The sequence below is a fragment of the Streptomyces sp. NPDC017246 genome (genome assembly GCF_044331325.1).
Classification (GTDB): Bacteria; Actinomycetota; Actinomycetes; order Streptomycetales; family Streptomycetaceae; genus Streptomyces.
On record NZ_JBIRMW010000030.1, the window covers coordinates 26,781 to 35,627 of the forward strand.

At 72.4% G+C, this 8,847-nt stretch carries 11 protein-coding genes; 10 read left to right on the forward strand and 1 reads right to left on the reverse strand.

Annotated features, from left to right (window positions below; all coding sequences use genetic code 11):
- Window positions 1-119: 119 nt before the first annotated feature.
- The 7 genes from ACH4MY_RS37495 (at window position 120) to ACH4MY_RS37525 (ending at window position 4,552) form a co-directional block, all read left to right on the forward strand.
- Window positions 120-500 carry a YybH family protein gene (locus ACH4MY_RS37495; protein ID WP_398009245.1) on the forward strand — a complete coding sequence of 127 codons (381 nt, stop codon included), beginning with the start codon at window positions 120-122 and terminating at the stop codon, window positions 498-500.
- A gap of 63 nt (window positions 501-563) precedes the next feature.
- Window positions 564-989 (forward strand): YybH family protein, encoded by a 426-nt coding sequence (locus tag ACH4MY_RS37500; protein ID WP_398009247.1) that lies wholly within the window; start codon window positions 564-566, stop codon window positions 987-989.
- A gap of 197 nt (window positions 990-1,186) precedes the next feature.
- Entirely contained in the window at window positions 1,187-1,870 is a 684-nt protein-coding gene (locus ACH4MY_RS37505; protein ID WP_398009249.1) for a TetR family transcriptional regulator, read from the forward strand.
- A complete protein-coding gene (locus tag ACH4MY_RS37510; protein ID WP_398009251.1) occupies window positions 1,870-2,619 on the forward strand; it encodes a thioesterase II family protein in 750 nt (249 codons plus the stop codon). The genes ACH4MY_RS37505 and ACH4MY_RS37510 overlap by 1 nt, the downstream gene beginning before the upstream one ends.
- 207 nt (window positions 2,620-2,826) lie before the next feature.
- Entirely contained in the window at window positions 2,827-3,681 is an 855-nt protein-coding gene (locus ACH4MY_RS37515; protein WP_398009260.1) for a metallophosphoesterase family protein, read from the forward strand.
- Window positions 3,678-4,412 (forward strand): 4'-phosphopantetheinyl transferase, encoded by a 735-nt coding sequence (locus ACH4MY_RS37520; protein ID WP_398009252.1) that lies wholly within the window; start codon window positions 3,678-3,680, stop codon window positions 4,410-4,412. Before ACH4MY_RS37515 ends, ACH4MY_RS37520 begins: the two co-directional genes overlap by 4 nt.
- Window positions 4,412-4,552, forward strand: a complete 141-nt coding sequence (locus ACH4MY_RS37525) for a hypothetical protein (RefSeq protein ID WP_327159479.1) — start codon at window positions 4,412-4,414, stop codon at window positions 4,550-4,552. The genes ACH4MY_RS37520 and ACH4MY_RS37525 overlap by 1 nt, the downstream gene beginning before the upstream one ends.
- 250 nt (window positions 4,553-4,802) lie before the next feature.
- On the opposite strand, the gene ACH4MY_RS37530 is transcribed toward ACH4MY_RS37525, so the two are convergent.
- Entirely contained in the window at window positions 4,803-6,389 is a 1,587-nt protein-coding gene (locus ACH4MY_RS37530) for an aspartate aminotransferase family protein (protein ID WP_398009254.1), read from the reverse strand.
- A 271-nt stretch (window positions 6,390-6,660) separates the two neighbouring features.
- On the opposite strand from ACH4MY_RS37530, the gene ACH4MY_RS37535 reads away from it, so the two are divergent.
- The 3 genes from ACH4MY_RS37535 to ACH4MY_RS37545 all read left to right on the forward strand — a co-directional run.
- A complete protein-coding gene (locus tag ACH4MY_RS37535) occupies window positions 6,661-7,125 on the forward strand; it encodes a flavin reductase family protein (RefSeq protein ID WP_398009256.1) in 465 nt (154 codons plus the stop codon).
- Window positions 7,122-8,468 (forward strand): ATP-binding protein, encoded by a 1,347-nt coding sequence (locus tag ACH4MY_RS37540; RefSeq protein WP_398009258.1) that lies wholly within the window; start codon window positions 7,122-7,124, stop codon window positions 8,466-8,468. The genes ACH4MY_RS37535 and ACH4MY_RS37540 overlap by 4 nt, the downstream gene beginning before the upstream one ends.
- A 286-nt stretch (window positions 8,469-8,754) precedes the next feature.
- A partial coding sequence (locus tag ACH4MY_RS37545; RefSeq protein WP_351219746.1) for a biotin carboxylase N-terminal domain-containing protein occupies window positions 8,755-8,847 on the forward strand: 93 nt, incomplete at its 3' end.

An 8,847-nucleotide genomic window follows, 5' to 3' on the forward strand; every position in this document is an offset into this window, starting at 1 on the left:
GGTCTGTTACTTGCCGGTGGGTGACCGGTGAGGGTGGGCCGTTACGTTCTGGACAGATCTGCGTGAAACTCCTCGAATTCCCGGGTGTCATGCCGGAAGAAAGCAGGAACGGTCTCACCATGAGTAATCTGACCAGCGATGTCGCACAGCACACCGCGCAGTACGAGGCGGCCTTCAACGCGGGCGACGCCGATGCCGTGAACGAGATGTACACCGACGAGGCCGTCGCGGTCTGGGAGCCGGGCAAGCCGCTCACGGGCCAGGCCCGGAAGGATGCCGTCAAGGAGTTCCTGGCCCGTGCGCCGAAGATGAGCGCCAAGCCGCGCCAGATCTTCGAGACCGGGGACACCGCGCTCCTGATCGTGGACTGGTCCATCGCCACCGTGGACGACGCGGGCAGCCCCGAGCTGCTGACGGGCGTGGGTGTCGACGTGCTGCGCAAGGGCGCGGACGGCAACTGGCGCTACGCCATCGACGAGCCGTACGGCGAGAAGAAGTAATCCGCGCGCCTTCGTGCCCGGCGCGAAGGCACCCTCAGACCCAAGAAAGTGGTGTCGCAGACCATGAGCATTCCCGGTATCACGGTCGACTTCGATGTCGACAACCCCGATCTGACCGCGGACGCGGATACTCAGAACGAGATCTTCATCCAGCTGTTCAACTCCGGTGACGGAGCGCTTTTCGATCTCCTCTACCGTGACGACGCGATATCGAACTTCTCCGGCTCCCCGCTCACCGGGAAGGAGCGTCTTGAGTTCTTCAAGGAGTTCCTCGCGCCGAAGCCGTTCCTCAAGGCGGAGATCACGCACGCGTACGTGGCCGGCGACGTGGCCCTGATCGGTGTGAAGTTCAGCGTCGACAGCACGGGCCCGGAGGGCGAGCCCGTCCGTATCGAGGGCAACTGCACCGACGTGCTGCGCCGTGGCGAGGACGGCCGCTGGCTGATGTCCATCGACCGTCCGGTCGCCGGCACCCTGCTGCCCGAGTAGGTCCTCCCCCGTCTCCTGGCCCGCCCGGTCCTTCCCCCCGCCCGGGCGGGCCGGGCACCGGAATTTCCGGGCTTCTTGTGGGTGATCCTTTCAAGACGATTTCGATCCGGGCCATGAGAAAGCCGCAGCCGCGGTTCATTACGCTGGACGTTCTTGAGGGGCCGTCAGCAGCGCCCCCAGGCATCCACGGAGTGCACATGGCTAAACAGGAACGCGCTGTCCGTACGCGAGCGGCGGTGCTCCGGTCCGCGGCGGAGATCTTCGACACGGACGGTTTCGTATCGGCCTCTCTTTCCTCGATCTCCCAGCGTGCCGGGGTGAGCAGTGGTGCCCTTCACTTTCACTTCGCCAACAAGGGAGCGCTGGCGGAGGCCATCGAGAAGGCGGCCGAGCAGCGGCTGCGGCGCATCACCGGCCCGGCGCCCGGGGACTCGGGGGGGTGCGAGGGGTGCGAGAGGTGCGGGGGCCGCGGGACACGCGGTGAAGGCCAGGGTGAGGGTGAGGGTGAGGGTGAGGTCGATCTGATCCAGAGTCTGGTGGAGACCTCCCACGAGCTGTTCGACGCGCTGAACTCCGATGTCATCCTGCGCGCCGGGTTCACCCTCGGCTGCGAGCCGGCGTGGTCGAGCCCGGTGGACCTGCACGGCCAGTGGCGGGACTGGATCGACGGCACGCTGCGGCACGCGGCGAAGCGGGGCGCGCTCGCGGACGGGACCGAGCCGGAGGACGTCGTCACCGTCGTCGCGGCCTCCACCGTCGGCTTCGAGGCCCTGGGCCGCAAGGATCCCTCCTGGCTCTCGCGTCAGCGTCTCGGCCAGTTCTGGAAGTTCATGCTCCCCCGTCTGGTGCCACCGGGTGCCGGCCCGCAGAAAGGGACGTAGTGGATAGCACGTGGTTCAGACGCTTCTCGGCCGCCCGTGAGGACGCCGTGCGGTTGGTGTGCTTCCCGCACGCGGGGGGCGCGGCCAGCGCGTTCCTTCCGCTGTCGCGGGCGCTCGGTGAGCAGGTGGACGTGCTGGCCGTCCAGTACCCGGGGCGTCAGGACCGGCGGCGGGAGGAGGCGTACGGCAGTATCGCCGCGCACGCCGACGCGCTGGCCGCGGCCATGGAGCCGCTGACCGGGGGGCCCTACGCCCTGTTCGGGCACAGCATGGGGGCGGTCCTCGCCCATGAGACGGCCCGCCGGCTCGCCGCCGCCGGGCGGCCCGGCCCGCGCCGGGTGTTCCTCTCCGGGCGGGGCGCGCCCTCGCCGCTGCCCGGTGTCCACGACCGGCTCGGCTCCGACGAGGAGATCCTGGCCGCGGTGCGCGGTCTGGGCGGGACGGGGCCTGCGGTGCTGGACGATCCCGAGCTGCTCGCCATGGTGATGCCGGCGCTGCGCGCCGACTACGGCGCCCTGGGCACCTACCGGTGGGACGGCGGCGGCGCGCTGGACTGCCCGGTGACCGTCCTGGTCGGCGACGCGGATCCGGTGGTGGCCGTCGAGGAGGCCGCGGCCTGGCACGACCACACCCGTGGCGGCTTCGACCTGCGGATCCTGCCCGGTGGGCACTTCTACCTGGACGAGCGGACCGAGGAGGTCGGCGGCATCGTCACGGCCGGCCTGCTCGCCGCGGGCCGGCCGGCGTGATCCGGCGTGACACCGCCACCCGCTGACACCCCCGGCACCGGCCCCCGCCCCGGACCCGGCCCCGGCTCCGGCCCCGGCCCGGACCCCGGCGTGAAGCCCGGCCCCGGCCCAGACCTCGGCCTCGACTCCGGCACCGGCTCCGGCTCCGGCTCCGGCTCCGGCTCCGGCTCCGGCTCCGGCTCCGGCTCCGGCTCCGGCTCCGGGAGTCTGCTGGCCGTCAGTGACCTCCATGTGCGCTACGAGGACAACCGGGCGGTCGTCGAGGCGCTGCGGCCGTCCTCGGACGAGGACTGGCTGCTGGTCGCGGGCGATGTCGGGGAGTACATGGCGGACATCGAGTGGGCGCTGTCGACGCTCGCCGCCCGGTTCGCCAAGGTCGTGTGGGTTCCGGGCAACCACGAACTGTGGACTCCCCCCGACGACCCGGTCCAGGCGCGCGGTGCCGCCCGCTACGAGGCCCTGGTCCGCCTCTGCCGCGGCCTGGGCGTGACCACGCCCGAGGACCCCTACCCGGTGTGGCGCGGGGCGGGCGGGCCGGTGGTGGTGGTGCCGCTGTTCCTGCTGTACGACTACAGCTTCCGGCGTCCCGGGGTGCGCGGCGCGAAGGAGGCGCTGCGGCTCGCGGACGAGGCGGGTGTGGTCGCGACCGACGAGTTCCTGCTCCATCCCGACCCCTACGCCTCCGTCGGTGAGTGGTGCCGGGCGCGGCTGCGGCTCACGGCCGGGCGTCTGGACGCGCTGCCCGCCGGTCTGCCGACCGTGCTGGTCAGCCATTTCCCGCTGGTGCGCGAGCCCACCGAGGTGCTGCGGTTTCCCGACTTCGCCCTGTGGTGCGGGACGGAGGCGACCGCCGACTGGCCGGTGCGCTACCGGGCGGCCGCCGTCGTCTACGGGCATCTGCACATCCCGCGGCTGATCCGGAAGCAGGGCGTGCCGCATTACGAGGTGTCGCTCGGCTATCCGCGTGAGTGGCGCCGCCGCGCCGACCCGGGCCACGCGCCGCGTGTCCTGCCGGAGTTCTCGGCGCAGGGGCCGGGGTCCGGTGGAGGGGGGCGGTCGTGATCGCCTCGTTGCTGCCGGCGCCGGTGGTCACCGCCGAGCTGTTCCACGACCCGCCCGGGCTTCTCGGTCTGTTCCCCGAGGAGGAGCGGGTGGTGGGCGCGGCCGTCGCCGGACGCCGCAGGGAGTTCGCCTCGGTCCGCTCCTGCGCACGCCAGGCCCTGGGCCGTCTCGGGCTGGCGCCGGTGCCGCTGCTGCCGGGCGCGGGCGGCGCGCCGCGGTGGCCCGAGGGGGTGGTGGGCAGCATGACGCACTGCCGGGGATACCGGGCGGCGGCCGTGGCCCGCGGCACGGAGGTGCTGGCGGTCGGCTGCGACGCGGAGCCGAACGCCCCTCTGCCCTCGCCGGGCACGCTGGAGCTGATCTCGCTCCCCCAGGAGCGGGTCTGGCTGCGCGAGTTCACGGCGCGGCGGCCGGCGGTCTCGTGGGACCGGCTGCTGTTCAGCGCCAAGGAAAGCGTCTACAAGACCTGGTTCCCCCTCACCGGGCGGCCTCTGGACTTCGACGAGGCCCTCATCACGCCCGATCCGGTGGCGGGTACCTTCCGCGCCGAACTCCTGGTCCCCGGACCGGTGGTGGACGGCGTGCGGATCGCGGCCTTCGACGGCCGGTGGTGTGCGGGGAACGGGCTGGTGGTGACCGCCATCGCCCTGCGGCCCGTGACGTCCGTGACGTCCGCCCGGACCGGGGCGGCGGGCGGCGGGGCCGTTCCATTCGACGACCGGAGGACATGATGCGCGACGACAGTTACGACACCGACCTCGGCCACGCGTTCCCCAAGGGCCTGGCGCACGTCCTGCGCTACCCGCCGCTCCAGCTCGCCGGCACGGACGAGGAGCCCGGCGAGTCCCACATCGTGCGGGGCATGGACTGAGACACCGCACCGCCCCGGCGCGGCCGGCCGCTTGCCGCGCCGGGCGCCGGGGCGGTCGCCGTGTTCCCACGCCGGTCACTGTGTTCCCGCGCCGGTTTTGCGCGCTGCCCGCCGGGTGACCGGGGGCCACACACGGCGGGCAGCAGGCGGCGGGCACGGCCACGGCCGCTCCCGGACCCGGGAACGGCCGGGCCGGGGCCAGCGGTCCCGGGACTGGGACGGCCGGGACGGGGAACGGCCGGGGGGCGGGTCAGGCGCCGGTGGCCGTGCCGGTGAGGCCGGCCCCGTCGTGGGTGCGGAAGAGCAGGGCGGCGCCCCGCAGTCCCTGTTCGAGCTGGTCGATCTCGCTGTCGGTCAGGTACAGCGAGGGCTCGAAGCGGAGCGTGTTGACGGCGCTGGCGGTGGGGAAGGTACGGATCCGGTGCTCGCGCATCAGATAGCCGGCGACCGTGTAGCCCAGCAGGGGGGCGTTCTCGCGGATGGCCTCGGAGCCGGAGCCGGACTGGTCGTGGAACTCCAGGCCGAGCATCAGGCCCCGCCCGCGGACGTCCTTGACCACGTCGGGGAAGTCGGCGCGTACCGCCTCCAGCATTCCCAGGAGCTTCGCGCCGCGCTCGCGCACGGTGCGGTAGGCGGCGCCGTCGTCGGCCTCCAGGATCTCGAGGACCTTCCTGGAGATGGAGCAGGAGAGGGCGTCCTTGGCGAAGGTGGAGCTGTGGACGAGCTCGAACTCGGAGCGGTAGCGGGACTGGCGGGTGAGCATGACGGAGGTCTTCGCTATTCCGCCGCCGAGGCTCTTGGCGAGCGCGTAATAATCACCGACAAGGCCGAGTGCCGAACTCGCCAGGAAATCGCCGCTGCGGCCCATTCCGCTCTGTACTTCGTCCACGACGACCGGGCAGTCGACCTCGGCGCAGGCCCGCTGGATCTCCCGGGCGAATTCCTCGGACAGGACGCGGATACCGCCCTCGCCCTGGATGGGTTCCAGGACGAGGGCGCAGAACACCGGGGAGTTCCGCTCGACGACGGTCACCGTGGCGCCGTCGACGACCAGGTCGAGCACGGTGGCCCGCTCGCTCTCCAGGACGGCCTTGAGGGCCTGCGGGCTGTCCGCGGGGATGAACCGGGCGGGTGTCGCCAGTGCGGCGAAGGGTGCCCGGTAGCCCTCGTTGTGGGTGAGCTGGACGCTGCCGACGAGCTTGCCGTGGAAGCCGCCCTCCAGGGTGAGGAGCACCGGCGGGCGGCCGGTCTGCTCGGCGTTACGGGCGGTGACGGCGCTCGCCAGGGCCTCGAATCCGGCCGTCTGGGCCTGCGCGTCCACGCCGGCGAGGCGGTAGGCCTCGGATGCGACGCCGGCGCCGGCGGCGATGGCGGCGCGGGCGGCGGCCAGGTTCTCCTCGAGCCGGTCGCGCAGCTCGGCGAGCCGGATCCCGCGGTCGAGCTCGGCGTGCTTGACGGCCGCTTCCACCGCCTCGGCGCCGGTGTTGGCGAAGATGGCGGAGTAGTTCTCCCCGGTGCCCAGCTCGCGCTGGAGGATCCGGTTGAGGGCGACGGCGACGTCGTTGGCGTACGGGTGGCGGGAGAACTGCGCGTGCACCGGTGTCTGGGAGGCCAGGAGCTGCTGCGCGTACCGGGTGATCAGGGGGTGGTTGTGCCCCAGGATGAGGGAGCCGTACCCGCCCGCGAAATCGAGTACGGGAATCTCCTCGCCGCTCGCCCCGAGGTAATAGAGGGTATTTCCTTCGGCGCGTACGTAATCGACGTCGAGTCCGAGAGAGGCCAGCCAGCCGAGCAGATACGGTTCCGCGAGCTGCGGGTCAGCAGAGACGGTATTCATGTCACCCCTTGTGGAATGTGCCCTGACCGAAACGCCCAGATCCTAACCACGGGGCGCTCATTCCCTCATGGACGGGTGCTCATGGCACGGTAATCCGGCACTCCCCCGCGCATGGCTGAGCGGGCAGTTACTCGACGGTTCCACGGCGGCCGTCCTCCGCTCGTACATTTCCTCTCATGGATTACATGAAAGGCGCGGCATGAATTCCGTATCCACTGGCGTCGCCGTTTCCCGGGGGCCCGGGGCGAGACCCGCTCCCCTGCGCGAGGTCATGTCCCTGTTCGCGACCGGTGTCACCGTGCTGTCCGTGGGCGGTGAGGACATCCACGGGATGACGGCGAACGCGTTCACCTCGGTCTCCCTCGACCCGCCGTCCGTCCTGTGCTCCGTCGCGCACAGCGCGGTGATGTACGAGGCGATCACCTCGGCCGGGCATTTCGGTGTCTCGATCATGGAGGCGGGCCAGGAGGGTCTGGCCCGTTTCTTCGCCGACAAGAAGCGTCCTCTGGGGCCCGGTCAGTTCACCGGTGTCGACTGGGTGCCCGGTCCGCGGACCGGGGCGCCGCTGCTGCACGGTGCGCTGGCCTGGCTGGAGTGCGAGGTCTCCGCCGCTCACGGCATAGGCGACCACACCGTGTTCATCGGTGACGTGGTCGGCGCGAGCCGTGGCGACGGGGCGGACGGGCTGCTGTTCTTCGGCGGCGCGTTCCACCGCGCGGACGCTCCCTCCCGATGAGCGGCGAGGCCGCGGCCGGCGGCTGGGAGTCGGTGATCGGCCCCGGTTTCGCCGAGGCCCTGCAGCAGGGTCTGGTCCGCGTGGCGCGGCAGGCGTCGGCCGGTCCGCACGGCGGACGGCGGACAGCGGCCGCGCCGGGCGGTGAGCGGGAGGCGCCGGCCGGGGCGCACGTCGCGCGGCGGCTGGTGCCCCAGAAGCCGGCGCTGTCTTCCGGCGGGCCGTCCGCGCAGTGTGTGGAGGCGGTGCTGCGCCGGTTCGAGTCGGCGCTGCCGGCGACGCTGAACAAGGCGGTCCGCTGGGACAGTTCGGTCCGTCAGGCCCTCAACGAGCGGGCCCGTACCGTCCTCGCGGCCGCGTTCGGCACCGAATCCCCGGCCGCCGGCGGACCGCCTGCGGGCCTGGGGCCGTCGGCTCGCCCGGGACCTTCGGCGGGTGCCGGACCTTCGGCGGGCCTGGGACCTTCGGCGGGTGCCGGGCTCTCGGCCGGGGGCGGGCCCACCGGGCTCGCGGCCGGTGCGGGGCGGGGCGGGCCGCCGGTGAGTCTGGCGCCCCACCACAACGCGGCGGCGGCGGTCCTGCTCATGGAGTGCGCCATGCTGCAGATGATGGAGAGCGGCCGCCTCGACGAGGGATCTGTGCGGGTCCTCGGCGAGGCGGCCCGGCGGGCCGGCGAGAGCGGGAGCCCGGCGGACCAGGCGGAGTGCTGCTGGCAGGAACAGCGCCGGATCTCCCGCGAGCTGCACGACGACGTCGCCGACGGTGTCGCCGCGGCGCGCCGGGCCCTGGAGGAGTGCGGCGAGCCGGCGGACCCGGTCGCCGCCGGCCGGATCGCGGCCGCCCGGGAGGCGCTGCGGGCCACGGACACCCGGCTGCGGGACCTGGTCGGCGGGGTACGGGAGCGTTCGGTGGTGCCGCCGCTGGACGTGGCGCTGCGCGAGTTCGCGGCCAGGGCCGCACCGCAGGGGGTCCAGGTCACCGTGAAGGTGACGGGCGACGAGGGCCTGCTTCCCGACGTACGGCGCCGGGATCTGTTCCTGACGCTGCGGGAGGCTCTGCGCAACAGCTTCGCGCATTCCAGGGCCGGGCGGGTGAAGGTGTCCGTGCGCTGCACCCGCTGGTGGGCGTACGCGAGTGTCGAGGACGACGGTCGCGGGTTCGACGCCGAACGGGTTCTGCGGCCCGGTCACTGCCATCAGGGGTTCCGTTCCATGACGGAGCGGATGGAGGACGCCGGCGGGCGGCTGACCGTCAGCAGTTCGCGGGGGCACGGGAGCCATGTGGAGGCGCATCTGCCGCTGCAGCCCCACCGGCACGGGGCGCGGACGGTGCCCTCCGTGGCATGAGTGCGACGTCAGCCGTGAGGTACGAGTTCCGCCGGTACGAGTTCCGCCGTGAGGTACGAGTTCGTCGTAAAAGTACGAGTTCCGTCGTGAGGCAGAAGTTCCGTTCGGGCGTGTTCTGCGACAGCTAGGCCGGACACGCCTGGGGAACGGACGGACCGGCCGCCAGGCGGACGGGCCGGAGATGCTGTGGGACACAGGGGCCCGGCCGGGCCGTGAGACAGGTGGGCCGGACCTGCTGTGAGACAGGTGGGCCGGTGACATCGTGAGACAGGTATGAGGAGCCGTCGTGCGCAAGGTGCTCATCGCCAACCGTGGCGAAATCGCTGTCCGTGTGGCCCGGGCGTGCCGGGACGCGGGTATCGGCAGCGTGGCCGTGTAC

Coding starts and splice junctions, on each gene's coding strand:
- ACH4MY_RS37535 (WP_398009256.1), top strand. CDS start 6,661: ATGTCCCTGTTCGCGACCGGTGTCACCGTGCTGTCCGTGGGCGGTGAG.
- ACH4MY_RS37500 (WP_398009247.1), top strand. CDS start 564: ATGAGCATTCCCGGTATCACGGTCGACTTCGATGTCGACAACCCCGAT.
- ACH4MY_RS37505 (WP_398009249.1), top strand. CDS start 1,187: ATGGCTAAACAGGAACGCGCTGTCCGTACGCGAGCGGCGGTGCTCCGG.
- ACH4MY_RS37495 (WP_398009245.1), top strand. CDS start 120: ATGAGTAATCTGACCAGCGATGTCGCACAGCACACCGCGCAGTACGAG.
- ACH4MY_RS37540 (WP_398009258.1), top strand. CDS start 7,122: ATGAGCGGCGAGGCCGCGGCCGGCGGCTGGGAGTCGGTGATCGGCCCC.
- ACH4MY_RS37530 (WP_398009254.1), bottom strand. CDS start 6,389: ATGAATACCGTCTCTGCTGACCCGCAGCTCGCGGAACCGTATCTGCTC.
- ACH4MY_RS37525 (WP_327159479.1), top strand. CDS start 4,412: ATGCGCGACGACAGTTACGACACCGACCTCGGCCACGCGTTCCCCAAG.